The sequence below is a fragment of the Lipingzhangella halophila genome, from assembly GCF_014203805.1.
Taxonomy (GTDB): domain Bacteria; phylum Actinomycetota; class Actinomycetes; order Streptosporangiales; family Streptosporangiaceae; genus Lipingzhangella; species Lipingzhangella halophila.
This window is the reverse complement of sequence record NZ_JACHJT010000002.1, coordinates 492,059-518,003: the sequence shown is the minus strand read 5'-3', so window position 1 is coordinate 518,003 and position 25,945 is coordinate 492,059. Positions and strand designations below refer to the sequence as shown.

The 25,945-nt window shown below is 68.3% G+C and carries 24 protein-coding genes; 18 read left to right on the top strand and 6 right to left on the bottom strand.

Going from position 1 to position 25,945, the window contains the following annotated elements:
* Nucleotides 1-207 precede the first annotated feature (207 nt).
* The 3 genes from F4561_RS29340 (at nucleotide 208) to F4561_RS29330 (ending at nucleotide 3,897) form a co-directional block, all read left to right on the top strand.
* A complete protein-coding gene (locus F4561_RS29340; protein ID WP_184584947.1) occupies nucleotides 208-441 on the top strand; it encodes a hypothetical protein in 234 nt (77 codons plus the stop codon).
* Complete coding sequence (locus F4561_RS29335; protein ID WP_184584946.1) at nucleotides 438-1,229, top strand: ABC transporter ATP-binding protein; 792 nt, start codon at nucleotides 438-440, stop codon at nucleotides 1,227-1,229. Before F4561_RS29340 ends, F4561_RS29335 begins: the two co-directional genes overlap by 4 nt.
* Nucleotides 1,230-1,344: 115 nt before the next feature.
* Nucleotides 1,345-3,897, top strand: a complete 2,553-nt coding sequence (locus F4561_RS29330) for an ABC transporter permease (protein WP_312885704.1) — start codon at nucleotides 1,345-1,347, stop codon at nucleotides 3,895-3,897.
* Between the two features lie 112 nt (nucleotides 3,898-4,009).
* On the opposite strand, the gene F4561_RS29325 is transcribed toward F4561_RS29330, so the two are convergent.
* The 3 genes from F4561_RS29325 to F4561_RS29315 form a co-directional block, all read right to left on the bottom strand.
* Nucleotides 4,010-4,648, bottom strand: coding sequence for a response regulator (locus tag F4561_RS29325; RefSeq protein WP_184584944.1), 639 nt, complete (start codon nucleotides 4,646-4,648; stop codon nucleotides 4,010-4,012).
* On the bottom strand, nucleotides 4,636-5,883 hold the full coding sequence (locus tag F4561_RS29320) for a sensor histidine kinase (RefSeq protein ID WP_312885703.1): 1,248 nt from the start codon (nucleotides 5,881-5,883) through the stop codon (nucleotides 4,636-4,638). The genes F4561_RS29325 and F4561_RS29320 overlap by 13 nt, the downstream gene beginning before the upstream one ends.
* Nucleotides 5,884-6,304: 421 nt before the next feature.
* Entirely contained in the window at nucleotides 6,305-7,144 is an 840-nt protein-coding gene (locus tag F4561_RS29315; protein WP_184584942.1) for a helix-turn-helix transcriptional regulator, read from the bottom strand.
* 428 nt (nucleotides 7,145-7,572) lie between these two features.
* Here F4561_RS29315 and F4561_RS29310 point away from each other — a divergent pair, with 428 nt between their 5' ends.
* From F4561_RS29310 to F4561_RS29270, 9 genes are all read left to right on the top strand, one after another.
* On the top strand, nucleotides 7,573-7,908 hold the full coding sequence (locus tag F4561_RS29310) for a PadR family transcriptional regulator (RefSeq protein ID WP_184584941.1): 336 nt from the start codon (nucleotides 7,573-7,575) through the stop codon (nucleotides 7,906-7,908).
* A gap of 14 nt (nucleotides 7,909-7,922) precedes the next feature.
* A complete protein-coding gene (locus F4561_RS29305; RefSeq protein WP_184584940.1) occupies nucleotides 7,923-8,060 on the top strand; it encodes a hypothetical protein in 138 nt (45 codons plus the stop codon).
* A gap of 315 nt (nucleotides 8,061-8,375) precedes the next feature.
* Nucleotides 8,376-9,206, top strand: coding sequence for an SAM-dependent methyltransferase (locus F4561_RS29300; protein WP_184584939.1), 831 nt, complete (start codon nucleotides 8,376-8,378; stop codon nucleotides 9,204-9,206).
* 1,077 nt (nucleotides 9,207-10,283) lie between these two features.
* Nucleotides 10,284-11,534: a styrene monooxygenase/indole monooxygenase family protein gene (locus tag F4561_RS29295; RefSeq protein WP_184584938.1), complete on the top strand. Its 1,251-nt coding sequence runs from the start codon at nucleotides 10,284-10,286 to the stop codon at nucleotides 11,532-11,534.
* A 160-nt stretch (nucleotides 11,535-11,694) separates the two neighbouring features.
* Complete coding sequence (locus F4561_RS29290; protein WP_184584937.1) at nucleotides 11,695-12,300, top strand: class I SAM-dependent methyltransferase; 606 nt, start codon at nucleotides 11,695-11,697, stop codon at nucleotides 12,298-12,300.
* Nucleotides 12,300-15,245, top strand: coding sequence for a type I polyketide synthase (locus tag F4561_RS29285; RefSeq protein ID WP_184584936.1), 2,946 nt, complete (start codon nucleotides 12,300-12,302; stop codon nucleotides 15,243-15,245). The genes F4561_RS29290 and F4561_RS29285 overlap by 1 nt, the downstream gene beginning before the upstream one ends.
* 425 nt (nucleotides 15,246-15,670) lie before the next feature.
* Nucleotides 15,671-16,915 carry a styrene monooxygenase/indole monooxygenase family protein gene (locus F4561_RS29280; RefSeq protein WP_184584935.1) on the top strand — a complete coding sequence of 415 codons (1,245 nt, stop codon included), beginning with the start codon at nucleotides 15,671-15,673 and terminating at the stop codon, nucleotides 16,913-16,915.
* Nucleotides 16,916-17,069: 154 nt separating this feature from the next.
* The gene (locus F4561_RS29275; RefSeq protein WP_184584934.1) at nucleotides 17,070-18,119 is read left to right on the top strand and encodes a type III polyketide synthase; all 1,050 of its coding nucleotides are present in this window, start codon (nucleotides 17,070-17,072) and stop codon (nucleotides 18,117-18,119) included.
* A gap of 36 nt (nucleotides 18,120-18,155) precedes the next feature.
* On the top strand, nucleotides 18,156-18,617 hold the full coding sequence (locus F4561_RS29270; protein ID WP_184584933.1) for a nuclear transport factor 2 family protein: 462 nt from the start codon (nucleotides 18,156-18,158) through the stop codon (nucleotides 18,615-18,617).
* Between the two features lie 18 nt (nucleotides 18,618-18,635).
* Here F4561_RS29270 and F4561_RS29265 read toward each other — a convergent pair whose 3' ends face one another.
* Complete coding sequence (locus tag F4561_RS29265) at nucleotides 18,636-19,658, bottom strand: methyltransferase (protein ID WP_312885702.1); 1,023 nt, start codon at nucleotides 19,656-19,658, stop codon at nucleotides 18,636-18,638.
* Between the two features lie 298 nt (nucleotides 19,659-19,956).
* Between F4561_RS29265 and F4561_RS29260 the strand changes: the two genes are divergently transcribed.
* The 6 genes from F4561_RS29260 (at nucleotide 19,957) to F4561_RS32155 (ending at nucleotide 24,305) form a co-directional block, all read left to right on the top strand.
* A complete protein-coding gene (locus tag F4561_RS29260; protein WP_184584932.1) occupies nucleotides 19,957-20,298 on the top strand; it encodes an ArsR/SmtB family transcription factor in 342 nt (113 codons plus the stop codon).
* Entirely contained in the window at nucleotides 20,295-20,765 is a 471-nt protein-coding gene (locus F4561_RS29255) for an SRPBCC domain-containing protein (protein ID WP_184584931.1), read from the top strand. Before F4561_RS29260 ends, F4561_RS29255 begins: the two co-directional genes overlap by 4 nt.
* Nucleotides 20,762-21,424, top strand: a complete 663-nt coding sequence (locus F4561_RS29250) for a dihydrofolate reductase family protein (RefSeq protein WP_184584930.1) — start codon at nucleotides 20,762-20,764, stop codon at nucleotides 21,422-21,424. The genes F4561_RS29255 and F4561_RS29250 overlap by 4 nt, the downstream gene beginning before the upstream one ends.
* Nucleotides 21,425-22,047: 623 nt before the next feature.
* On the top strand, nucleotides 22,048-22,245 hold the full coding sequence (locus tag F4561_RS29245) for a hypothetical protein (protein ID WP_184584929.1): 198 nt from the start codon (nucleotides 22,048-22,050) through the stop codon (nucleotides 22,243-22,245).
* A 253-nt stretch (nucleotides 22,246-22,498) separates the two neighbouring features.
* A complete protein-coding gene (locus F4561_RS32160) occupies nucleotides 22,499-23,443 on the top strand; it encodes a DUF262 domain-containing protein (protein ID WP_221446379.1) in 945 nt (314 codons plus the stop codon).
* Nucleotides 23,337-24,305 (top strand): hypothetical protein, encoded by a 969-nt coding sequence (locus F4561_RS32155; RefSeq protein ID WP_221446378.1) that lies wholly within the window; start codon nucleotides 23,337-23,339, stop codon nucleotides 24,303-24,305. The genes F4561_RS32160 and F4561_RS32155 overlap by 107 nt, the downstream gene beginning before the upstream one ends.
* 74 nt (nucleotides 24,306-24,379) lie before the next feature.
* On the opposite strand, the gene F4561_RS29235 is transcribed toward F4561_RS32155, so the two are convergent.
* Both F4561_RS29235 and F4561_RS29230 read right to left on the bottom strand, forming a co-directional pair.
* Nucleotides 24,380-24,685, bottom strand: coding sequence for a LysR substrate-binding domain-containing protein (locus F4561_RS29235; protein WP_312885701.1), 306 nt, complete (start codon nucleotides 24,683-24,685; stop codon nucleotides 24,380-24,382).
* Nucleotides 24,643-25,587, bottom strand: coding sequence for an FAD-dependent monooxygenase (locus F4561_RS29230; RefSeq protein WP_246438186.1), 945 nt, complete (start codon nucleotides 25,585-25,587; stop codon nucleotides 24,643-24,645). Before F4561_RS29230 ends, F4561_RS29235 begins: the two co-directional genes overlap by 43 nt.
* Between the last annotated feature and the right edge of the window lie 358 nt (nucleotides 25,588-25,945).

The following is a 25,945-nucleotide window of genomic DNA, read 5'->3' as shown; positions in this document are numbered from 1 at the left end:
GACCTGGGTGCGGGCGGAGGTCGTACCCGGTTCGGGTAGCAGCGTGCAGTCCGCACGCCGGGGTGTCCAGTCTGCTGGACATCGGATCGGCCTGCTTGCGGGATCGTACGCAGCGCCGCGCCCCCGTACTTTCAGTACAGTCACCACGAGCCCTCGGTGCCCCACCAAGGGCCGCAGACCCCCGCCGCGGATTCCCTTGGAGTAGTCATGTCCGACCCTTACCGCCTGGATTCCACCTCCGACCCGACGGACTCTCCCAAGGCCGCCAGCAAGGGCGGCGCGGCCCGCATCGCGCTGTGGGCGGTGCTGGTCCTCAGCGCCGCGGGGAGCGCCGTCTCCACCCTCGCCGGCCTGCCAATGGCGCTGGACATGGCCTTCGGGGTGGTCGCGATCGTCTGCATCGTCGCGCTGGTCATCCAGTACGTGCAGGGCCGGAAGTGAGCTCGCCGCTCAGCCGCGAACCGGTGTCGGCCCTACCCGGGACTGACACTGGTACCGACACCGAAACCGCGGTGCTGCTCAGCGAGGTACACCGCGGCTACTCCGACGGTGACGGGCTCGTCGCCGCGCTGGCGGGGGTATCCCTGCGGGTACCGCGGGGTTCGTTCCTCGCCGTCATGGGGCCATCCGGATCGGGCAAGAGCACCCTCCTCAACTGCGCCTCCGGTCTGGACGCCGTGGACTCTGGGCGGGTCATGGTCGGCGGCACCGACATCAGCACCCTCAAAGAGCCCAACCGCACCCAGTTCCGGCGGGACCGGGTTGGCTTCGTGTTCCAGGCCTACAACCTGGTGTCTACCCTCACCGCGGAGGACAACATCACGCTTCCGCTGCGCCTTTCCGACCGCCGCATGGACCCCGAGTGGGTGCGTGGCCTCGTGGAACGCATGGGTATCGGTGAGCGGCTGCGGCACCGGCCCGCGGAGTTGTCCGGTGGGCAGCAGCAGCGGGTCGCGATCGTGCGCGCCCTGGCCACCCGCCCCGACATCGTCTTCGCCGACGAGCCAACGGGCGCTCTGGACGCGGAAAGCGCCCGGCGCACCCTGGCACTGCTCCGCGACGTTGTCGACGACCTCGGCCAGACGGTCGTCATGGTGACCCACGATCCCCGGGCCGCGGCCACCGCCCACACCACCGCCGTCATGGCCGGCGGGCAAATCGTGGACCTCATGCGCCAACCGAGCGCCTCCGACCTCGCGGAGCGGCTGGCCTCCTTTGAACAGAGCTGAGCCCATGTCATCACCGGCCGGTACGCGCCCGGATCCCGCGACTGGCGGCAGCGCCGCCCGGCGCGGACCGGAGCCCCCGCCCTTCTCCGAGCCCTCTCGCGGGGCCAGGGGAGCTGTGTCGCTGGCCGCGAAGCTGGCGCGCGGCCAGATCAGCGGACTCCTCGCAGTCGCCATCGCGGTCATGGGCGGAGCCGCATTCGTCACCATCGGCGGGGTCCTCGCCGACACGGGCCTGCGGTCGCACCCGCCAGTGGAACGGCTGCCGGGGGCGGAGGCGGTGGTCACCGCACCGCAGTCCCTCTCTCAGGCGGAGGACCTCGACGTCGCCCTACCGGAACGGCGAGGTCTCCCCGAAACCCTCGTCGAGCGGCTGGACGACCTTCCCGAGGTCGACACGGCCGTCGGCGACATCGGTTTCCCCGCGGCGGTCGCCACTGCGGAGGGTGCCACCTCGGGCGCGGACCCCCGGACCGCGGGCCGCGCGTGGTCCTCCACCGCGCTGTTGGGCAGCACCGAGGTAACGGGCACGCCTCCGCGGAACGCGGATGAGGTGGCCCTGGACGCCGCCACCGCCAGCGAGGCGGGAGTGGAGGTCGGGGACCAGGTGCCGGTGACCGCCGCCGGACAGACCAGCGAGTACCGCCTCTCCGCGGTGGTGGACACCGCCAGCTCCGGAATCTTCCTCGCCGACGCCGCGGCGGCGGAGCTCGCCGGGCGCACCGACGGCCCTCGGGAGGGCACGGTGGACCTGGTCGGCGTGAGTGCCGCGCCGGGGGTCTCCAGCGACGACCTCGACGACGCGGTCCGCGGCAGCATTGGCGCGGCGGACAGTACGGAAGGCGAGGTTTACAGCGGCGCGGCGCGCGGCGACGCGGAAACGCCCGCCGCCGCCTCCGCGCGCACGCTCCTGCTCATGCTGGCGGGCTCGTTCAGTGGTGTCGTACTGGTTGTCATCGGCTTCACCGTCGCGGGCGCCGTGTCGATCTCCGTGGCGGCGCAGCGCCGCCAACTCGCCCTGCTGCGGGCGATCGGCGCCACCCCGCGCCAGATCCGCCGCCTGGTCCTCACCCCCAATCTGCTGGCCACGCTCGTCGCCCTGCCGTTCGGCATCGGGGCGGGCTATGTCCTGGCCAGCCAGATGCACGGCCTGCTTGCCGGGTTTGGCCTGTTCCCGCCGACGCTGCCGATGAGCCTCGGCCCGCTGCCCGCGGTGGCGGCGGCGGCGCTGCTTTCCCTCACGGTGTGGATCTCGGTCCTGGCCGCATCGGCGGGGGCCTCCAACGTGGAGCCGGCCACCGCCCTGGTGGAGACCGCGGCGGAACCGCGCGCTCCCCGGCCGTGGCGTCTCGGCGCGGGCGCGGCCCTCCTGCTGGCTTCGGTGGTGCTGTCGGTCTCGCCGCTGCTGATCGGCTCGGAACTGGCCATCGTGGGCACGGCGATAGGGAGCCTCGTCGCGGTCATCGGACTAGGGCTGGCCGGACCGGCGCTGCTGCGGATGGTGAGCGGCGCGCTCGCCCGCCGCCTGCCCGCGACGGCCTCCCCTCTTACCTGGCTGGCGGTGCGGAACCTGCACGGCCACTCCTACCGGGTGGCGGGCGCTGTGGCGTCCCTGGCGATGGTGGTCACGTTCCTCCTCGGCTACGGCTACTCGCACACCACTCTGCTGACCGCCAGCGCGGACCAGAAGACCGCCGGAGAGCTGGCCGACTACCAGATCAGCGCGTCCCAACTCGGCGGGCTGCCCGACGGCCTCGCCTCCTCGGTGCGGGACGCCTCAGGGGTCGCCGCGGCCGTCACCAGCACACCGACCTCCGTTGTGTGGCCCTCCGAGGAGTTCGGCGACCACGTTCTGGAGGAACGATCCGTCCAGGCCCTGGGGCCCGACGCGGGCGAGGTGCTTGACCTCGGGGTCACGGAGGGCGACCTCGACCGCCTCACCGGCGACACTGTCGCGCTCGGCGCCTCCTTCGCCGGTTCCAACGACGCGGAAGTCGGCGACCGGGTGTCCTTCCACATGGGGGACGGTGCCGAGGTCGAGGCCGAGGTGGTGGCGCTCTACGAACGCGAACTCGGCTACGGGCCGGTCACGCTCTCGCGGGACCTCGCCTCCGGGCACGTCACCGGGGACCTGGAAGCCAGCCTGCTGGTGCGGGCGGAATCCGGGGAAGAACCCGGGGAAGCGACCGAGACGGGGCAGGCGCTCGCCCGGGTGGCGCAGGAGCGTCCCGGCGTGGAGGTTACGCCCCTCACCGCGTCGGGCGACGCGGCCGGGGGTGGTCTCCAGGTACCGGCGGAGACCATGATCAACCTCGTCGTGCTGGTTGCGTTGTTGGGCTACATGCTGCTGTCGGTGGCGAACCGGCTGGCCGCCCAAACCCTGCAGCGCGGCCCCGAGGTGACCACACTCCGCGCGGTCGGGATGACACCGGGCCAGGTTCGCTCGCTACTGCGCCGCGAATCCCTCATCATCGCCGTGGGGGCGATCGGCGCTGGCGTCCTGGCGACGGCGATCCCTCTCCTCTTCGCCGGTATCGGTCTCCTCGGCCGGCCGTGGCCCGGCGGGCCCGTATGGCCGCTGCCCACTATCGTCCTCGTGGTGGCGTTGCTGGCCTGGCTGTGCGTGGAGTTCCCGGGCCGGCGGCTGGCCGCGGCCACGATCCGGAGGTGAGGCGGAACCACCGCCCGCCGCCGGGTTCCTTCCATGGCGGGCGGCTCCCTCGCCGGCTCCGGGTGGCGGGCACCACCCGCCCGGGTATCCGCCGGCCGTTCGTCTGGCGCCCCTACCTGCCCAGGTACGCCAGCACGGCCAGCACCCTGCGGTGCCCGACCGCGTCGTCCGCGAGATCGAGCTTGGTGAAGATCCGCCCGATGTGCTTGTGGACGGCTCCCTCCGACACCACGAGGCGCCCCGCGATCTCGCCGTTGCCCAATCCCTCGGCCATCAGAGCCAGGACCTCCCGCTCGCGGGGAGTGAGACGGGACAGCGGATCCTCCTTGCGGGTCAACATCTGCCCCACCACCTCGGGGTCGATGACGGTTCCCCCGTCCGCGACCCGGTCGAGCGCCTCCAGGAACTCATCCACCCGGGCCACCCGGTCCTTCAGCAGGTAACCCACGCCCCGAGCGCCGCCGGTGAACAGCTCCGCCGCGTAGATCTCCTCCACGTACTGGGAGAAGACCATCATGGGGAGGTCGTGGTGGACCCGGCGCGCCTCGACCGCCGCGCGCAGCCCCTCGTCGCGGTAGGTGGGGGGCAGCCGGACATCCGCGATCACCAGGTCCGGCTTCTGCTGGTCGACAGCCTCCACCAGCTTCTCGGAGTCGCCCAAGACCGCTACCACCTCCCGGCCGGACGTGGTGAGCAGCAGTTTCAGCCCTTCCGCGAAGATCGTGTTGTCCTCCACGATCATGACTCGCACGGCAGCTCCGTCCTGATCACAGTGGGTCCGCCCGCGGGGCTCACTACCGAGGTTGTTCCGTCCAGGGCCGCCACGCGGCGGCGGATACCGTCGATTCCGCTGCCCCGCGAGTCGTCCGCGCCGCCGATCCCGTCGTCGGCGACCTCCACCCGCAGCGTCGCTCCGTCCCGGCTCACCTCCACGTCCACGGAGGTAGCGGACGAATGCTTGGCGGCGTTGGTGAGCGCCTCGGCGATGACGAAGTACGCCGCCGCCTGCACCGCGGCCGGAAGTGTACCCAGCTCCGCGACCCTTGTCCGCGCCGGGATCGCACAGCGGGCCGACAGGGCCGAGATGGCGCCGCCAAGGCCCCGGTCGGCGAGAATCGGTGGATACGTCGTCCGAATGACATCACGTAGTTCGGACATGGCCTCCTCCGCGCTGCCGCTCGCCTCGCGCAGCAGCCGTGCCGCCTGCTCGGGGTCGTCGGCGACCAGGCGCTCGGCGACCCCGATACGCATGGCCAGAGCCGCGAGCCGGGCCTGGGTGCCATCGTGCAGGTCCCGTTCGATCCTGCGCAGTTCGGCGCTGTGCGCCTGGAGCGCCTCCGCCCGGGTGTGGGACAGCTCCGCGACCCGCTCATCGAGCCGGTCGGCGCGCAGTTCCACCTCGGAAGGCGCGAGCGTCCACGCGACCAGCCGCGCGTAGCCGTTGGCGAGGGTGGGAGCCCCGTACAGGAACACCGATCCGAACAACAGGATCTCCGCGAGCCCGCCGATCAGGGCGGTCCCCCACCCGTGCGCCTCCACCCCCATGAAGGTCAGCGGTACCGGAACCGCCCACCACACCGCCGTCTTCAGCACCGCGGCCGGCGCCCCGAACAGTGCCATCAGCCCGACCAGGCCGGCCAGCACGCCCAGGAGGGAATGGAGGACAAGCCAGCGCACCGACCGCCAGGTACCGGGGTCGCGCAGCGTGTACCGCAGTTGCTGCCGCAACCCGCTGGGAAGCGGCGCTGGCTCCCGATAGACGTATTCGAGACGGGCGTACTCGCACGCCTCGCTCCGCGTGCGTTCGGCCCACCGCCGTAGCTGTTCCAGTGCGCCGGGCAGCGGCAGCAACCCGGCACCGCCGAGCGGGATCAGGGAAACCAGGAACAACAGCAACGGCATCACCGACAGTGCCGCCGCAGCGGTAGCGAACGTGAGAAGGAGGTAGCGGGTGGCACGCCACCCGGGAACCAACCGTTCGAGCACGCCACACCTCCCCAACACGCCCGTCCCCGCCATCTTCTCGCGTTTCCGCCACCCACCAGTAGCTGTGCCGTCCGCAGGCGCCGCTTCGGCGGTGTCGGCGGGGTGTGGGATCGGGGTACCGGGCGGAGGGCCGTGCGCGCCTACCCGGTGGGCGGAAGCGCAGCTACCCCCTGGCCGTGGGCCGGGAGCCGCGGCCGGTCCGCGGCCCTCGCAGGCGGCCTCGGCGAGGAGCAGCCAGGGAGCCGTGAGTTTCGCCACGCCAGTGGTGGGCGCCGGGCGCTCTTCTCGGGGGCGCGGTGGGGCGTCCGATGCTGCTGTTGCGGACTCCGGGGCTTCAACGCGGCCTCACGGCGTGAGACCCCGGAATCCGCGCCGGCGGCGCCTCCTCTTGAGGTCGCTCGTTGGGGGCGCTCGGACGTGGTCAGCCGGCCGATCGCTCCTGTGCCTGTGTGGCCGCGAGGGTGCCGAGCAGAGAGAGGGCCTCGGCGCTGCCGGAACCGGGCTCGGCGTGGTAGACGATCAGCTCCTGGCCGGGCGTGGACTTCACGTCGAAGGCCTGCATGCGCAGCGTCAGCGCACCGACCTCTGGGTGGTGGAACCGTTTGCTCTCCAGCCGTTTGCGGCGAGCGTCGTGGCGTTCCCATATCCGCGCGAAGTCCGGGCTCTGTTCGGTGAGTGTGTCGAGAACGTCGCGGACGCGCGGGTCGTGCGGAGCTTTGCCCTGGAGTATCCGGAAGCCCGCGACGGCGTTCGTGGCGACGAGCTCCCAGTCGGGGTAGAAACCGCGCGCGTCCGGATCGAGGAAGATCTTCAGCATCAGGTTCGGCCCCTGGTGGAAGCCGTCGAAGAGCGCGTAGGCCAGCCCGTTCCCGGCCAGGACGTCATAGGCACGTCCGAGCACGATCGCCGGGTTCGCGGGCCACATGTCCATGAGGCTGAGTAGCTGCGGATCGACCCGCTCGGGTGTGGCGCCCCCACGCGTACCGGGAGTGAGACCGGCCACGCGGTAGAGGTGGAACCGAGCATCGTCGTCGAGCTGGAGCACCTCACTGAGCGAGTCCAGGACCTGCGCCGAAGGGCTCCGCTCCCGCCCTTGTTCGAGGCGTGTGTAGTAGTCGACACTCATCTCGGCCCGTGTCGCGACCTCTTCGCGGCGCAGGCCGGGCACTCGGCGCACCCCGTGGCTGGAGACGCCCGCGGCCTCCGGGCTGAGCTGGGCGCGCCGCGCACGCAGGTAATCGCCCAGTGGTGTTGCTGCCATGCACTCAGAGTACGCGCGGTTTGGGAGGCGTGCCCGGGTGCGGTGCTCCCAGGCACAGCGTTGCCTTCCTGGTGCCGGGGTCGTGGCCGACCGTGGTTGGCATGACCGGGGGCGGCGTCCCGGACACGCCTCCTGCCGGTATCCGCGTGAGCGCCGTCGAGCCCGGCGGTTTCGATACGGCCCGGGCCGGCGCGGCATCCCGGCACAGCGCCGCCCCGCCGCCGTACGAGGCGATGCGCGAGGAGGCCGCGGCACGCCGTGGGGGTCAGCGGCCGGGCGATGGACCGGGCCGAGGAGCACGAAAACACAGGCCCTGAGCCGGGTTCCCCGTGCTCAGGGCCTGCGTTGCGCTGTCCCAACGGCTGCGCACCCGGGTCATCGGGTATCCCCTTGCACATTAGTGTGTGCCGCACTGTATAGTGCCGCATGTGGTATCGGAAGACTTGATTCTCACCCAGGCCCAGGAACTGCGGCGCGGCACGGTCGTCCTGGCCTGCCTCGAACTGCTCCGCGAGCCCCAGTACGGCTACGCGCTGCTGGAGACCCTCAACGGAGCCGGCGTGCCCGTCGACGGGAACACGCTCTATCCGCTGTTGCGGCGCCTGGAGAAGCAGGGCCTGCTCGTCAGCGAATGGAACACCGACCAGTCCCGGCCGAGGAAGTTCTACCGGGTAAGCGAGGAGGGCGCGCAGCTGCGCAGCGCGCTGGTGCGCGAATGGCGGGACGTCGTCGCCGCGATTTCGCGGGTGGCGAGAGAGGACTAATGGACACCTTGTCGTTGACCGAGCAATACGTCCGGGAGGTCGTGCGGCGGCTTCCGGCCGACCTCGGCGACCTGCCCGGATACCGTCCTCCTCCGGACCAGCTCTACCTGTCCTTCAGCCGGGTGGCGGTGACCCGCGCCTACGAGCTCTGAGGGGGCTCCGGCCGGGCGGTGCGTCGTTGTTCCGCGTGGCACCGCCCGGCCGGAGGGCACCGCGACCACCCGGGCCATGGCGATGAACCAGGAGTGGTCCTCGGTACCGGTCACCGGCTTGCACCGTTGTACTGCTCCGCGCCGGGTCGGGTGCGCGCCAAACTACCCATGGGCCAACTGTCCGCCGTGGGTCACCGCGAGACGCTGGGTGGTGCCCAGGCGGGTGCGTAGCTTTTTCTGGAAAGGGGATCGCACGCGGGGCGTGTTCCTGCTGTACTACACCCACGGGCCACCCGCACCAGAAAGGAGCACACAGTGACAGCGTCCGAGCCCCCTCAGGTCAGCTTCGAGATCCCCTCTGTCGCACGTATCTACGACGCGGCCCTGGGCGGCAAAGACAACTTCGACGTGGACCGCGGTGCCTTGGTGTCCATGGAACAAGAGATGCCCGGAATTCTGGATCTGGCCAAGTCGAATCGTGCTTTCCTGACGCGGGCGGTCCGCTACGTTGCCCAACTGGGGGTTGACCAGTTCCTGGATCTGGGCTCAGGTCTGCCCACAGTGGAGAACACCCACGAGATCGCGCAACGCACCCACCCGTCCGCGCGGGTGTTGTACGTGGACAACGATCCGATGGTCCTCGCGCATGGTCGTGCGCTTCTAGCTGACAACCCCACCACGGATGTCATTACCGCCGACCTGCGGGAAGTGGACCGGGTATTCGCCTCTCCCGAGGCTCGGAGACTGCTGGACCCGGACAGTCCGGTGTGTCTGATGGCGGTCAGCGTCGCGCATTGCATCCCGGACGCGGATGATCCGTTCGGAGTGCTCCGGGCCTACATGGACCGGTTCCCTTCGGGGTCGGCGCTCATCTACTCGCACATCGTGTCCGATAATGCCGAGGCCAGGAACTGGCTGACTACCAAGATGAATGATGAGTTCGGGATCGAGTGGGGGCGGGTCCGTACTCCTGAGGAGGCCGAGCAGGTCGCGGATGGGCTGGAGGTGGTCCCTCCCATGGAGGGGCGGCCGGCCCGGTTCGCGGAGTGCTCGACGTGGCGCAGCGGACTGGAGCCGGTGGCTGACGCGCGGCACAACGAGGGCCGCCAGTTGTGGGAGCACGCGGCGGTTGCCGTGAAGCGCTGATGTCCTTGAGGTTGCGGCTGGCAGGCGGCGGTAATCGCGTGATCTGCGTTCTCCCAGGCCCCTTCCGCCGCGTCAGCAATGTGTCGCCGGACCGCCCGGCGCGTCGCCGAGGGCCGAACCAGGAACGCCCCGCCGCGCGAGGGGCACAGAATTGTCCCTCACTGACCTGCAGTTGGAGAGGGCACGACTCCTCGTGGTGTGCACCCCATCTTCTGTTTCCAGGCCAGAAATCGGGGCGCTGAATTGCTCGATGCGGACGCGCGGGTGCGGTCGCGCCCGGTTCGGCTACGCCGGCCCGCTGGTTGGGGGTGCCTGTCTCCCTCGTATGGGCAACATTACGTTTACCCGCCAGGGGCAAGCTTTCGCTAACCCGGCACGGCCGCTGAGAAGTATTCGGTAACAGTGAGGATCACCGTGGCCAAGAATGTGTCTCTCTTCCGTCCATGCTGGTCAAACGCTTGAGTCCACCGAAGGTGGTCATGTTGCGGGTCTTGCGGGTGCTGTCCACGTGGGAAGACGCTATCTGGACATTAAATCAAACAATAGGATAAAACGGTCATTGGTCACTGAAGTAACATAAACTTCACGACTCCCATGTCTGGCTGCGCCGGGGTAGCATCTCCCAGGATTTGTTGTTTCTATGGAGAGGCTGGGTCCCTTTGCCCCCCCGAACATCTGTCCCACAGGCGCAGCCGCCAACGATCACGGAGCACACCGAGGACGGTGGTCGACCTGGTGTGCACGGCGGGCTTGCCATTGGGTGCGGCCAAGGCGGACGTCCGCCAGCCGAGCGTCGAGAGGCGGGTACGGATGAGCCCCACCATCGTGACCATCGGCCCAAGCGATGACCACGCCAGCGGCATCCCCGAAGGGTGCGACTCTCGCGCGGTGCCCCACGCGGCCGGCGCTCGCCGGCGGTGATGGCCGCACACCACCTGAGCTCGAGGCCTGGGCTCGCCGCGCACTGGCCACTGCTCCCGAGATCTCCGTCGCGCCGATGCGATCTGGTGGGGTTGACGAGCTGCTGACGCTGATGGACGCGGCGATTCAGAACCAGAAGCAGAAAAGGGTCCAGTGATGCGCAAGATTCTGATTGTCGGGGCAAGCCAGGCGGGTTTGCACCTGGCTCACGGCCTGCTGGATTACGGGTACGACGTCACCCTCATGACCAGCCGGGACTCGAAGGAAACGTGGGATTTCGAGACCCCCTTGCTGGGATTCAGCCTGCCGCGTGCTGACGCCGCTGAGGCCAGCCGCGGGCTGAACTTCTGGGACGCAACGGCGCCCCGAATCGACAACGTGCACATGTCGTTCCGCCCGGATTCCAGTGATCCCATAGAATTCACCGGGCAACTGTCCACCCCGTTTAGTATGATAGACACGCGAGTGAAACGCTCGTACTGGCTGGACTATTTCGAAGACGAGATCAAAGGGCACGCCGGCAGGAAGGAAAAGCGTGCCGGAAAGCTTGTCATCAGGGGAGTCACCACCCAAGAGCTCGAATATTTCGCGAAGATGTTCGACCTGGTGGTGGTCGCTGTCGGCGGCGGGGAACTGGGGCAATTCTTCGATCCCGAGCCCTCGCGGCTCGCGGGCACGCCACGGGTGGTCACCCAGGTGCTCATCGAGGATGAGCACGCCAGTGCCGAACCTGTGCGGGTGATCACCGCCCCCTACGGCGAGATTTTCGCGACTCCGGTGCTCACCCAACATGGAATCGCCCGCGGTGTGTTTTTCGCGAGCGCCCCTGGAGGGCCCTTGGACTGTTCCGAAGAGGGGCGCCCGCCGGGGGCCGGCTTGGTGCTGGACCGCATGCGCAAGAAGGTGACGTCCCAGGCCCCCGATGTCGTCGAGTGGTTGGACGGCGATCTGGTTGACGGCCGTTCGGTCACGACACGCCGCGTCACTCCGGTGGTGCGCCGCCCGGTGGGCGTCCTGCCCAATGGCGGAAAAGTCCTCGGGATTGGTGATGTGCTGTGCCGCTCTGACCCTATTACGGGACGCGAGATCTCCGATGAGACGCTGGCCGCGGAGATCTACCTTGAGGCGATCATCGAGCACGGTGACCGGCCATTTGATGAGGCCGCGATAAATTCCATTTTCGAGCGCTACTACAAGAGTAACGGGTGGGCGTCTGCCCGTTTCTCGGAACTCGTGCGTACGTGGTGGGACGGTGAAACACCCGAGCACGTGATGGCACTATTGGGCGCCGCACAACAACATCAGATGGTAGCGAACCAGTACGTCGAGTCATTCGACAACCCTGGGAATTTCATAGATCTCCTCGAAAATCCAGAAAAGGCATACGCGCTGCTCAACACGCTGTAACCGGGAGATCCCCCCCATTTCGGATTTCCTTTTTTATCGGCACTGATGTCCTCGTCAACCCCCTTCTCGGAGGTCGCTCGTGTCGTCTAGCCCCATCAGAACCGAGACGCCAAACCCGAAACTGTACAGCCCCACGAGCCTGAGGTTTTACGACCTCGTAGTGCAGATCGCCAGCCACAGGTTCATCTGGCACTGCCCGATGCCGCTGATCGAAAAAGAGCTTTATCACCCCCACATCGGTGAGCGGCATTGTGAACTGGGTCCCGGAACCGGCCGTACTCTGCGGCGTCTTCCTAAATCCACCCCACTGCAAGAGCTCCATCTGGTAGACCTCAACCCGGCTTGTTTGGCGCGTTCCTCATCGCGGCTGCGCCACCGGTTCAATGTTCACCCGCATGAGGTCGGCGCGTTGGGTGAGTGGCCCATCCCATCGGGCAGCTTGGACTCGGTTTCCGCCACAGACGTAATGCACTGCCTGCCCGGAGACAATGTTTTCGACAAGAAAGGAATGGTGGACAACGCCGCCAAAGTGCTGCGCCCCGGCGGAATGTTCTTCGGCGCAACGTTTTTGCAGGGCCACACCGGCGCCGCCCGGTCGTTGCTGAACTTCTACAACAACAAACGCAACACCATGCATAACCGCGGTGACACCTTTTCCGACCTAGAGCGTCTATTTTCGGACCACCCTGGGTTTGCAAATGTGCAGACGAAGCTAGTTGGAACCGTTGGGCTGTGGGCGGCCACTCGTGTGGAAGGTGACGCGTGATGACCTCATTCTCTGGTGAGCAGTGGAACTCGGCGCACGCGGCGGTGGTGGGGATCGGATGCCGTCTACCGGGCGGAATCCGCGGCCCACGCGCGTTCTGGCAAGCCCTTATGGAGGGCCGCGACGCGATCGGTGTCTACCCGCCTGAGCGGTGGGAGCAGATGGAACCCTTACTGGCCGAGGAGGACCGCTCCCCGCAGCAACGGTCCGCCGGGCTCATCGACGACTTCGAGGCATTCGACGCCGGATTCTTCGGGATCGCCCCGAGCACGGCCGAGCGCATGGATCCACTGCAGCGCCACCTCATGGAGGTCGTCGTCGAGGCGCTCTATGACTCCGGTACGCCCCTCGACCAGATCAAACACAGCCGTGTCGGGGTATATGTCGGCTCGTGCAACGTTGATGCCCCCTCCATGATATTCGCGCCGGGTGCGCAGCCCGACATCACTCAGATCTCCAGTGCGGGGCCTGGCATGCTCCCGGCGATCCTGGCCCATACTCTGGACCTCCGCGGGCCGAATTTCACCATCGACAGCGCCTGTTCCAGCACGGCCACCACGATCCATCAGGCGCGGCGCGCCTTACAGGTCGGCGAGATCGACCAAGCGATCGTCGTCGGCGTCAACTCCTTGGTCAATCCCGTGATCAGCCGCGGCTTCAGCGGGGGTGCGGGCGGCGCCGGCGGCGTACTGGCCCAAGACGGCCGGTGCAAGCCGTTCGACGCTGAGGCTGACGGATACGGGCGCTCCGAAGGCGCGGCCGCGGTCGTACTGCAGCGCGCTGAGGACGCCCACCAGGCGGATAAGCGTATCTACGGCGTGGTGGTCGGCAGTTACCTCAACCATGATGGCGGCCGGACCCGATCAGTCGGGATTCCCAGTATCGCCGCCCAGGTGGAACTGATGAACGGGGCGTGCGCGGACGCCGGCATCACCCCGGAGCAGGTGGGCCACGTGGAGGGCCACGCCACGGGCACCTGGACTGGCGACGCCAGAGAGATCAAAGCGCTTGCGGAGGTGTTTGCCCGCCCCGACCATGATCCGTTGCTGGTGGGCAGCAGCAAGGGCAGCATCGGCCATACCGAGGGGGCCGCCGGTCTCGTGGGGCTGATCAAAACGCTTCTGGCCCTGGAGAACAGGCAGATCCCGCCCACGGCCAACCATCACACGCCACGCGAGTCGCTCACCACACGTGCGATTAAGGTGCCCGCCGACCCCACCCCATGGCCCACCAACCGCGAACCGTTCGCGGTCGTCTCCAGCTTGGGGTTCAGTGGCGCCAACGGGTGTCTCGTTGTGACCGAGGGCCACACCAGCCCTTCGCCGCATCCCGTTGATGAGAGTGCTCCCGTGGTGGTGCCGCTGTCCGCCCACACCGCCGAGGTGCTTGAGGGCACCGCCACCGACTGGGCACACGCCCTCACCGAGGACGGGGTGCACCTCGCACACCTGGCCGCGACAGCCGCGCACGGACGCGACCACCACCTCCAGCACCGGGCAGCCATCGTCACACGCGAGCGCGACCACGCGGGCGCGGCCCTCACCGCTCTGGCGAACCGCCCAACTCATCATCCCGCGCTCCTCGGCCCCCACCACCCCCCGGGCCAGCCGCGGATCGTGTGGGCATTCGACGGACACGGCACCCAAACCCCCAACATGGGACAGGACCTGTACCGCGGTGAGCCCGCCTACGCGGCGGCGATGGATGAGGTCCTGGCCGCCATGGCCGCACAGCCGGGCTACGCCGGCTGGCACCCGGACACTACCGACCCCCCTTGGGGGGTCGACGCGATCCAGCAGGCGATTTTCGCGACCCAGGTCGCCCAAGGGCGCGTCCTCCAGCAGTGGGGCCTGGGGCCCGACGTGGTGGTGGGGCACAGTGTGGGTGAGATCGCCGCCGCCCACCTCGTCGGCATTCTCGACCTGGAGCAGGCGGCGCGGCTGGTGTGCGCGCGCAGCCGTGTCCTGGCCGCGGTGTCCTCGTTCGGGGGGATGCTCGCCACCGGAGTATCCCTTGAGTACGCGAAGAGCGAGATCATCGCCGTCGAACCGGAACTGGGCATCGCGGCGGAGAACGCCCCCACCATGACCGTCCTCACCGGACCTGAAGAGCCGCTGCGACGGGTCCACGGCCGGTTGGAGCAGGACGGGATCTGGGCGCGGCGGGTCGCTGACGATACCCCTGCCCATTCGTGGATGCTCGAGGAGCACCTCAGCGGTTTCGCCGCCGACATCGACGGGCTGAGCCCTGCTGACAGTGCGGTGAAGATGGTCTCCACCGTCGACGGGACCACGATCGAGGGGCACCGGCTCGACGTGGACTATTGGAAACGTCAGCTCCGCAACCAAGTGCAGTTCCATACCGCGCTGGTGAACAGCGTTCCCGCAGAGGGGCGGTGCCTGGTACTGGAGCTGGGATCACTGCCGGTGCTGGAGCGTCCCTTGCTGGAGGCGTTCGGCCGCTACGACCTCCCCGCCACCGTCGTCAACGGCGGGGTGGCGCAGTTCGACGAACGCACCAGCCTGCACAGGATGCTCGCCCAGTGCTACACCCACGGCGTGGATCCGGCGTGGCCGCATCCGCCGGCCTCGCCAGCCCCGTTGGAGCCGCCGCGCTGGCACCACACGCCACACGAGAGACCCGAAGTCCCCGACCTGGAATCACTACCGGTCACGGAGGTGCCCACCCGGCTGCGGGAAGAAGTGCACCGCATTGTCGCCGAGCTGGCCTCCACCGCGATCACCGCCGAGGACCGCGACACTGAACTCGAAGTTCTCGGGGTCAGCTCGCTGCAACTCGGGATTCTGCGGGCCCAGCTCGCTGCGCTGCACCCCGCGATCCGCGGGGCCCTCAGTGCCGATATCAGCCACATCCCCACCATCAACGGCATGACCGACGCGGTCCTCGACGTGATCGCGCCACGGGAAGCCGACCCGGCGATCTAGTGGGGTGGGAACGTCCCAAGGAAGACCGAATGCCCGGATATAAGTTCGTCTTCACCACGACCGCGGTAGCCGAACAACCGGGCAGTCTGTCTTGCTGCCCCACCGAGAGCCCACGTCTTTTTAGGTGCTCGCGGTACCCGTCGTAGAACACTTCGACCGACGGTGCGCCCTATCGCGTGATCAGGGGTGGACTGTTCCTCCAGGGGCGGTCCACCCCAACTGACGCGACAGGAGCGGCGATGCCCCGCGACGACGCACCCGCGCGGCGCATACCTCCCGGACCCCCGTCCGAGCGTCCCCGGGGCGACCGCGCCTTGGATTCGGGACACGCGCGGTCCAGCCAACAACCCCGCACACCACAGGGTGGCCAGGACAGCACCACCCCCTCCACTCCCGCCCCCCTCCCCAAGAAAGAATTCGGCACGATGAGTAAGATCCTCGTCGTCGGCGCAGGACACTCGGGTCTTCATCTAGCCCACGGCCTGCTGGATCACGGCTACGACGTCACAGTCATCACCAACCAGACTTCGACCGGGGTCCGCACGCGCCGCCCCGCGATCACACAACTCACTCCGCCGACCGCACTGGAGCACGAACGGGAGCACCATCTGGACTTCTGGAGTGCCCAGGCGCCGCAGATGGAGGACTGCAAGCTCCTGCTCTACCCATCGGGTGCGGACCCGATCCGTATCACGGGCAGGATCGGCCAGCCCGGGCAGTACGCCGTGTCCGTCGACCGCCGTGTGAAGATCGCGGACTGGCTCGAGTACTTCGAGGACCGCGGCGGCAAAGTGGTCATCCACAGGATGACCCACACCGACCTTGACTACTTCTCCCGGATGTTCGACCTCGTCATCATCGCGGTGGGGGGTGGCGAGCTCGGAGAGCTCTTCGACTCCGAGACCTCCCGGTCCAGTGGTGCGCGCCCGCGCGTGGTCGCCCAGGCCAACATCCGCAACGTGGCGCCCGACCCCGAGAGCGAGGCAATCGCCTGGGCGGGGGCGACCGCCGATGCCGGCAACGCCATCCTCATGCCGATGCTCACCCCCGAGGGCCCCTGCTACTCCCTGTCTCTGGGGGACAAGGAGGGCGGGCCCATCGACGTGTGGCAGGATCAGCCGACCCCGGCCGAGCAGCTCCGCCGGATGAAGGACCTGCTCCGCCGGTACACCCCCGAGTTCTACGAACGGTGCAAGGACAGCGAGCTCGTCGACGGCAACAGCACGCTGGTCGAGCATCTCACTCCCCAGGTGCGCAACCCCGTGGCCGCCCTTCCCTCGGGAGGGCTCGCCCTCGGTACCGCCGATGTCGTGGTCACCATGGACCCGTTCGGTTTCCAGGGGTGGAACAACTCCATCCGCTGCGCTGAGAGCTATCTGCACAGCATCATCGGCCATGGTGACCGTCCGTTCACCCGCGAGACGCTGGTCGGGATGTTCGAGAAGTTCTGGGAGTACGGCCTGCCCGTGCAGCAGTTCACCGAGATGATCTCCACAATGTGGGACGCGGAACTGCCCAAGCACTTCCAGGACATGATCGGTGCGGCCGTCGGCTCCCCCGAGGTCGCCAACCGGTGGATCGCTGGGTGGGACTATCCGCCCGACTACGCGAACTGGCTGCTGGACCCCGAGCTGGCGCGGAAGTTCATCGCCGAGGTCGGAGAGACCTGACACCGCGAGGGGGATCCCCACCCCAACCAGCACCTGAACCGTTTGGGGCTGGTGGAAACGCACTCCACTGTTCCCGTGCGGGTGGAGCGTGTCGTGTACCGGGTAGGTCCCGGTGAGGAGGCGCCCGCCCGCGGAACCGTAGGACGGGGGTGCGATGACATCGGCGCGGATCACCGGTACCGGGACGGCTTTCCCCCCGACGGCGCTGGCGCAGGGCCGCCTGCCCGAGTTGCTGCCGGCCGGACACCCCAACGCCGACGTGCTGCACAGGATCGTGGAGAGTTCCGGAATCCGGCGGCGCCGCCTGGTCGTCGATCCCGATACCGAGGACGTCTCCTCGTGGGGGACCCGGGCCCGAATGCGGCGCTTCCAACAGGAGGCGCTCCCCCTGGCCCATGATGCCCTCGCCGATGCCCTCGCGGCCGCTGGCACCGAACCCGGTGAGGTCGGCCTGCTGTGTGTCGTGTCATCCACCGGTTACCAGTCTCCGGGCGTGGACTCGCGGCTGATCCGCGAGCTGGGGATGTCCCCGGCCACCCAGCGGATGTTCGTCGGACATATGGGGTGCTACGCGGCGCTGCCGGGGTTGGCCGCGTGCGTCGACTTCGCGCGTTGCCATCCGAGCCCGGCGGCGCTGCTCAACGTGGAGCTGTCCTCGCTGCACCTCCAGCCCCCGCCGTGGGACACCGAGCAGCTCGTCATCAACACGCTGTTCGGCGACGGCGCGGTGGCCATGGTGGTACAGGGTGCGGATCGGCCGGGCCGCGGGCCAGCGGTGGTGGACGTGGCCTCCTACACCGATGTCGAGCACGAGGACCATATGACATGGGAGGTGGGCGACACCGGATTCCCGATGGGGCTGTCGCCCAAAATCCCCGACCTGATCGCCGCGCGCCTTCCCGAAGTGGTCCGTGCTCTGCTCGGGCCGCATGACCTGACGGCCGCGGAGGTGGGTTGGTGGGCGGTCCATCCCGGCGGGGCGAAGATCATCGAGGCGGCGGAGGAGAGCCTGGCTCTCGCCCCGGAGGCAACGGCGGCCTCTCGCGCGGTGCTGGCCGAGTACGGAAACTGCTCCTCAGCCGGGCTCCCCATTGTCCTGGCCGAACTCCAGCGCACCAACCCTCTCCCTCCCGGCGAACCCGGTGTGGCCATGACGTTCGGTCCCGGCCTCACCCTCTACACCGCCCTGCTGCGGGGCGGGTGAGCCGAGAAGGCCAGCAACACGTCCGAAGGGAGCGCCGTGAGTGCCGACGCCCGACTGCGCCTACTGCTCGACCGCACCGAGATCAGTGATCTGCTGGTCCGCTTCGCCCGCTGCCTCGACGAGCGCGACTTCGCCGGCTACGCGGCCCTGTTCACCGACGACTGCTGGCTCCGGCTGCCGGGAGCCGAACACCGGAGAAGACCGGGACTGGCCGAGTTCGTCGCGGCTGACCTGGGGCGATATCACCGCACGCAGCATTTGAGCACCAACCACCAGGTGGAGGTCCACGAAGGAGGCGACGGTGATACCGCCTCCTCCCGCTCCTACCTGTACGCCGTCCATCTGCGCAGCGCGGAGGATCCGACCGACTGGTGGTCGGTTGGCGGCTGGTACGACAACACCTACCGCCGTGAGGGCGGTGTCTGGCGCATCCACACGGTCGAGGCCACACCAATATGGATCGGCGAGGGAAAACAACGGCCCGGAAACGCCGGATAGCACCCCCGGAACGGCCGCTCATAGCGGGCGGGCCTCAAGGATGCTGTAGGGGGAGGAGGTGGGAACAACCCGTTCCAACCGGAACCCGGCCCCAGCGAGCAGCTCGGTGAACTCTGCCCCGGTCCGTTCCCGCCCGCCCTGTACGACGAGCATTGCCACGTCCATGGTGGTGGAGGCCGGATGGCCGGTGTCAGCGGGACCTTCTGGCAGTACGGATTCGATGACCAACAGGCGGGCTCTCTCGGTCATGGCCTGCCGGCACCGGTGCAGGATCCTCCCGGCCGGCTCGTCGGCCCAGTTGTGCAGGATCCACTTCAGTACGTAGAGGTCGCCTCCGCGCGGGACTTCGGTGAAGAAGTCGCCGCTGACGACCGCGCAGCGGTCCGTGAGCCCGTCGAGGAGGATCGCCTCCCGCGCGCGTTCGGCCAGCCGGGGGGTGTCGAAAACCACGCCCGAGGTGCCGGACGTGGCGCGCAGCACCCCGCGTAGCAGCGTTCCGGTGCCCGCGCCGACATCGACCATGTGCCCCGCGAAGCCGTAGACCGCCAGCAGGGAGGGCAGCATCAGCTGTGTCAGCTCGGACATCGCCGTGTCGAACAGGTCCGCGTGTTCGGGAGCGTGTTCCAGGTACGCGTGGAAGCTCTCGCCCAGCACCGCGGGGAAGGTGGGCCCTCCGGTCCGCAGGCTGTGTTCCACACCCCCGATGACCAGCGGAACCACGGTGCCGTTCAGCCGTAGCGCGGAGCGCACGGTGTAGGGATGGTCGGAGCGCAGAGGAGCACCCCGGGCGGTGAGACCGAACGCGCCGGGGGCCGTCTCGGTGAACAGGCCGCAGGCGGCCAGCATGCGCAGCATGCGGTGGCAGGCGTCGGGGTCGCTGGAGGTCGCCGCGGCGAGATCATCCGAGGAACGGGGGCCCTCACTGAGGAGGTCGGCGATGCCCAGCTCGGCAGCGATCTGCACCGCCCGCGCGTGGACCAGCCGGTCATCCAACTCCAGCAGGTTGTAGGCATGCCCAGCTTCCCCGAGGTCTTCCGCCACGGCGATCCCCTTTCAGCCAGATTCCCCCACTGCCTGGTCAGGAGGGATTCCCGAGGTGCGTTGACACGAAGCCACTGAATATTGCGCATTGTAGTTGTCCCGCCGCCGCCCACGGGAATGCGTCCTGCTCACCGCCCTGTGCGTGGTGATGGCCGGAGCAGGGTCGCCGGCCGCGATCGTCGCGGTGCGGCTTCCGGCACTGCTTACTTGCGCTGTGCCAGTGCCTCCTCGACGTGAAGGTGGACGACCCAACACTTTGCTCTTGCGCTAAGTATCGCAAAGCCAGATAATTAGCCTCATGGCAAAGTATTTGGCCGAGCTTGATGAGGTCTTCCTCGCTCTCGCGGACCCGACGAGACGAGCCGTGCTCCACCGCCTCGGGCACGGTCCGGCGAGTGTCAGCGAGCTGGCCCGCGAGGCCACGATGACACTTCCCTCGTTCATGAAGCACGTGCGGACGCTTGAGTCGAGTGGGCTCATCCGTACCGCGAAGTCCAGCCGCGTGCGTACCTGCGAGCTCAACCGGGAGCGACTCGCGGTCGTCGAGGACTGGCTGGCAGAGCAGCGGCGCCTCTGGGATGAGCGCACCGACCGGCTCGATCAGTTCGTCACCAGCTCCACGGAGAGGAACACGACATGAATCCTGATCTCGACCTGGGTATCGAACGGATAATTCGCGCGCCCCGTAAGGCCGTATGGGACGCGTGGACCGATCCGACGAGCCTGGCGCAGTGGTGGGTACCCGCCCCCACACTGTGCCGCGTTGACCGTTTGGAGGTTCGCCCCGGCGGAGCTTTTGTCACGCGGATGAGCGAGGACGGCGTCACGTTCGTCCCGCACGTTGACGCGTGCTTCCTACTGGTGGATCAGTTCGAGCGCCTCGTGTTCACCAACGCCGTGGACAGCGGGTGGCGTCCGGCGGCCCCCGACCCCGTCACTATGACCGCCGAGATTACGCTGCACGACCACGCGGACGGCACCGACTACCGGATCACTGTGCGACACGTTGACCCGGCGGCGAGGAAGCGCCATGCCGAACTGGGCTTCGCCGAAGGCTGGGGCACCGTCGCCGACCAGCTCGCCCGATTTGTGGAGAGTGCGCGATGAAGATCACCATAACGCAGTTCGTCACCCTCGACGGGGTGAGCCAGGGGCCCGGCTCACACACCGAGGACACGAGCGACGGTTTCGGAGGTGGCGGTTGGCTAGTGCCGCATCTTGACGACGTATTCGTTCAGCGCACGTCCGAGTGGCTCGACCTCGCGGACGGCTTGCTACTGGGACGCCGAACGTACGAAGCGTTCGCACGCGACTGGCCACAGATCACCGACCCCAACGACCCTTTCACCGAGCGGATGAACTCCCTGCCGAAGTACGTCGTGTCGAACACGCTCTCGACCGGAAGCTGGCGGCCGACCACCGTACTTCGCGGCGACCCAACGAGGGCCATCCGCGAGTTCACAGAGCTGCCAGGACGTGAACTCCAGGTCCACGGCAGTGCCCGACTCGGCAATACACTGCTCTCCGAGGGACTCATCGACACCCTGCGCCTTGTCGTGGCACCCGTCGTGATCGGGTCGGGGCGGCGCCTTCTCCCGCATCCGAACGCGGCGACCGGCCTACGGCTCGTCCGGCACGAAGCCACGGCACAGGGCCTTTTGCTGCTCGAATACCGCACTACGGGCGCCGCCCGCACCGCCGACTACCAAGGCGTCCCGGACCCGCCGGGAGGAGAACACCGCTCTGTTCCGAACCGCCAAGGATGACGGAACCGTGGTGCTCGATCGGGGGAGGGCGGCATTCCGCGGCGCCTGATGCGGGGGAAGCTCGGATGACACCGCCCCTGGATCATGGGTGACAAGGGGGCCAGTCGTGCCGGGCCCGAAGCCCGGGAGTTCCCTTGCGGAACCGCTCTGGAACGTAATGGGGCGTAGTGGGCGTGGGCCCCGCCGCCGACCTCCCGCGGAGCCGTGCCGCCGTGTTCGCCGATGCGGTGGACGCGCATGTGGTCGGGCTTCGCCTTGTCCAGCGGTAGTTCTCCGCCGTGGTTGACCACGAGAAGCGTCCGGTGTGTACCGCGGAACAGGTCGAACAGGCCGCCGGCGAAGGGGCCCGGCCGAATCCCGGCCGCGGTCGGCCCGGCGGCCTTCCCGTGGATGCGCGTTCTCGGCAAAAAGGCGGAAACGCGGGGAGCGCGGCTTTTAGACTGGGGCTCCCCCGAGCCGTGAGGGAGCGTTAGTGCCGCTGCTCGCCATCACCAAGGACTCTCTGGCCGAGTACGCCAAGCTGGAGAAGTTGGCCGCCGCGCGGGACCCGCGAGCACGGACCATCCGGATCGACCGGTGAGGAGAAGACCGGGACGTGGAAGGCCGCCAACCTGGGCGCCGCCATGACCGAAGCCTACGCCGACCCGGCCTCGACCGTGCCGCACCGGAGCGGCGGGTTGCCCGGCATTATCGCCGGGCTGTTCAACAGCGTCGGCTTGGGAGCGTTGGGTGCCCGCCCCGGGTTCACGGGAGCACCCATAGGCCGGCACCCGGGAACGCCGGGCGCAGACCTCGCCGCCGAAGTCGCGGCGCTTCCGTGAAGCGACCGCCTGTGCCGGCCCCGGCAGTAGTGCCACAGCCTCGCCCGCCGTGCCGGCAAGGTGCGGCTGATCAAACCCGCGGACGTCTGGCGACCGGTGGAGCGGGACGCAGCCGCCCTCCGCGAACTCTCGGCCGGCCCCCATCCTCGACGCCGCCCCCAAGATTCCGAATTCCAACCAGGACCATAGGCGCCCTCGACCTGACCAGGAGAGCTGATGGGTTTCCAGACCCCCCCAACACCCGCTCAGTGAAATGCTTCCCAGGATCGCCAGGGGCGAGATCCAGCTGCCCGACTTCCAGCGCGGCTACGTCTGGGACGAGGAGCGGATCCGGTCCCTCCTGGTCACTATCGCCCAGGGGCATCCGCTCGGCGTGGTGATGACCCTGCAGACCGGAAACGACCAGGTGCGGTTCAAGCCCAAACCGATCGAGGGAATCGAGGTCGAGTCGGACCCGGTGCTGCTCGTCCTCGACGGCCAGCAGCGGCTCACTTCGCTGAGCCAGGCGCTTTCGGGTGACGGCGTGATGGAGACGCACGACACCCGTGGGAAGCTCGTGCGGCGGAAGTTCTTTATCGACATCGAACAAGCGGTGAAGGACCCCCGCAACCTCGACGAGGCGCTCAAGTCGCTGCCGGGTGACGGCGTCGTGCGGGAGAACTTCGGCAGGGACGTCGCCCTCGACGTGTCGACCACGGAGAAGCAGCGCGAGCACGGGTACTTTCCCGCCAGCCTGGTTTACGGCGACGAGGGGACCGCGTGGCTTTTCGAGTACGAGGACCCCGGCGTGGCGAAGACCTTCCTCAACACGGTGGTGACACCGATGAAGTCCTACGCGGTTCCCTCGATCGAGCTGGACCAGCAGACCTCGAAGGAAGCCGTCGCCACGGTCTTCGAGAAGGTCAACCAGGGCGGCATGAAGCTCACCGTCTTCGAGCTCCTGACGGCCAAGTTCGCGGGGGACGCGGACTACTACCACGCCACCGGTACCGACTTCCGGCTCAAGGACGACTGGGAAGAGACCACGCGCGTCATCCGGAAATATCCGGTGCTGGAAAGTATCGAGGAGACCGAGTTCCTGCAGGCGGGTGATGCTACTGGCCAGCCACCACGCCGAGACGGCCACCACAGCGCGCAAGGACGACATCCTCGATCTCCAGCTGGCCGACTACCGAGCCTGGACCGAGAGGGTGCGTGAGGCACTGACCTGGGTCGCCGGCTTCCTCGACAGGCAGCACGTGCACACAGCCAGTGACGTCCCCTACCCACCGCAGCTGGTGGCGCTCGCCGCCCTGCGCGTGGTCATGGGCGAAGACATCGACATCCACGGAGTCAACGCCAGGATCCGGCAGTGGTACTGGTGCGGCGTGCTGGGCGAGCTATACAGTTCGTCGACCGAGAGCCGGCTGGCGCGAGACACCGACCAGGTCCCGGCCTGGGCCCGGGGCGTCGAGGGCGCGGTGGCCCCACGCACGGTCGAGGACGCCAACTTCGTCGAGTCCCGCCTGCATTCCCTGAAGACGCGCAACGCCGCGGCCTACAAGGGAATCCACGCGCTACTGATGGCCGACGGCACCAAAGACTGGCTGCAGAACCAACCGTTCGATCGGGCGCACTACCTTGATCTGGCGGTGGACATCCACCACATCTTCCCCAAGGCGTGGTGCACCAAGAACGAGATCGACCCGGAGCTGCGCGAGAGCATCGTCAACAAGACCCCGCTCGCCCGTAAGACCAACCAGGCCATCGGCGGCGCCTCGCCCGCCGACTACATGAGCAAGCTTGACACCAAGACCAAGATCCCCCCGGCTGATCTCGACACAATCGTCGCCGCCCATCAGATCGATGTTGCCGATCTGCGGGCGGGGGCGTTCGAGCCGTTCTTCACCAAGCGCCGCGAGGCCCTGTTGGGACTCGTCGAGTCCGCGATGGGCAAACGCGCCGCACGCGATGTGGAACGCGACGCTCTCGGCGGCGGCAGCGAATCCGCCGACGCGTTCCTAGCCGAGCCCGACGACCCGCAGGACCCCGGCGACGGCGACTCGGCCGAGGAGGCCTGACCGTGGCGCCAACCGCACCAAGGGAGTGTGCGACCTGACGAACTCAAAGGTCACGGAGCGGCAGAGGCGGTCGATCAGTGGCGTGCCCCGCTCGCCACGTCGAGGCATACCTGCACGAACCGCTCCAGCGGGGTTGGGCGCCGGCCCGCCCGCAGATACAGGTAGGTGGTCGCGCGCGGAGCATCAACGATGGGAATGAACCGCAGACCCGAGCGGGCGTAGGTCTCGCGCGCCGACTCGCCGGCGATATTGACTCCCACCCCCGCGGCGCACAGTTCCAGGATCTCTTCGAAGCTGCGTGCGAGTGACAGCAGCCTGGGTGGGAGCCCGTCGACGTTCACCGCCGAGAACCACCGCGCGGAGACCTCTTCGTCCTCCACGGACACGAAGGTCTCGTCACCAGGTCGAGCTTCCACGCCAGATTGGTCGCGTCCCGCAGTCCGGAGCCCATGCCCTCACCGGCGAAGGGGGGCGTGAGGTGTGCGGCGTCGCCCGCCAGGAGCAGACGGCCCCTACGCCACCGGTCGCACCAGCGGGCCTGGAAGGTGTACACCGCGCTGCGCTCCACCGCACTGTTCTCGGGGGTGATTCCCCAAGGGGCGAGCAGCGCCCAGACGTTGTCATGAGCCGCGAGCGCGGCGGGAGTCTCGTGCTCCAGGCACATGAATTCGAAGCGGCGGCGGCCCGGGCCGCCCGGAACGAGCGTCGTGGGCCGCGCCGGATCACACAACTGCCACGCGGGAGGGGTGAAGTGGCGGTGGGCGTCGGCGCCGCAGGAGGCCAAGTCGACGACCAGCCAGTCGTGGAAGTAGCCGAGATCGCTCATGGGCGGGTCGATCCAGGACCGGACGATGCTGTTGGCGCCGTCCGCGCCGATCACCCACCGTGTCCGCAGCGTGGTCTTCGCCCCCTCCGCGGACTCCAGACGGAGCTCGACCGCGTCGGGACCCTCCCGGTGGCCTGTCGCCTGCCAGCCGTGGTGGACCGAGACGTTCGAAAGGTTCGAGACCTTGCCGTGGAGGAGCAGTTCCAGGTCGGGCTGGTGGAAGAAGTTGCTGACATTCCAGCCGGAGGGGCTGGGCCCGCCAGTCCAGACGCAGGAGGGCCGTGCCGTCCGCGGCGCGCCATTCGTAGAAGTCGTCGTAGGGCGCCACGACCTCGGGAAGGGTGTCGGGCACCAGTCCGACGCCCTGCAGGATGCGGCCGACCTCGTCGTCGAAGTGCACCGCTCGGGGCAGGGGATAGGCACGCGCCTGGCGTTCGATGACGACCACTGCCCCATGGTGGCCAGCTGGCCGCCCCATGACCAGTACGGATTTCCTCATGAGTGTTCGGCGGTTCCGGACGGTCCTTTTGCGGTCCGGTGCGGCGTGTCCTACGCCGGCCGGACGGACTCCGCCAGTGGCGCCGACCGGGGCCCGCGCCGCAGGCACAGGTCGCCTGCATTGTCCGGCAGCGTCGCGCCGTGCTGCGAGGTCGCGGATTCGGGTGGCGGCGTGGCGCTGGGCGTTGGACGACCGGCGCGAAGACGCCGGTTCCCGTACCGGGCGGGCGCGGAGCGAAAACACCGGAACACGCTCGGGGAGATTCCGGTTCCTGATCCTTGTGGACGGCGCGAGGTGAAATCTTAAATTGGACCT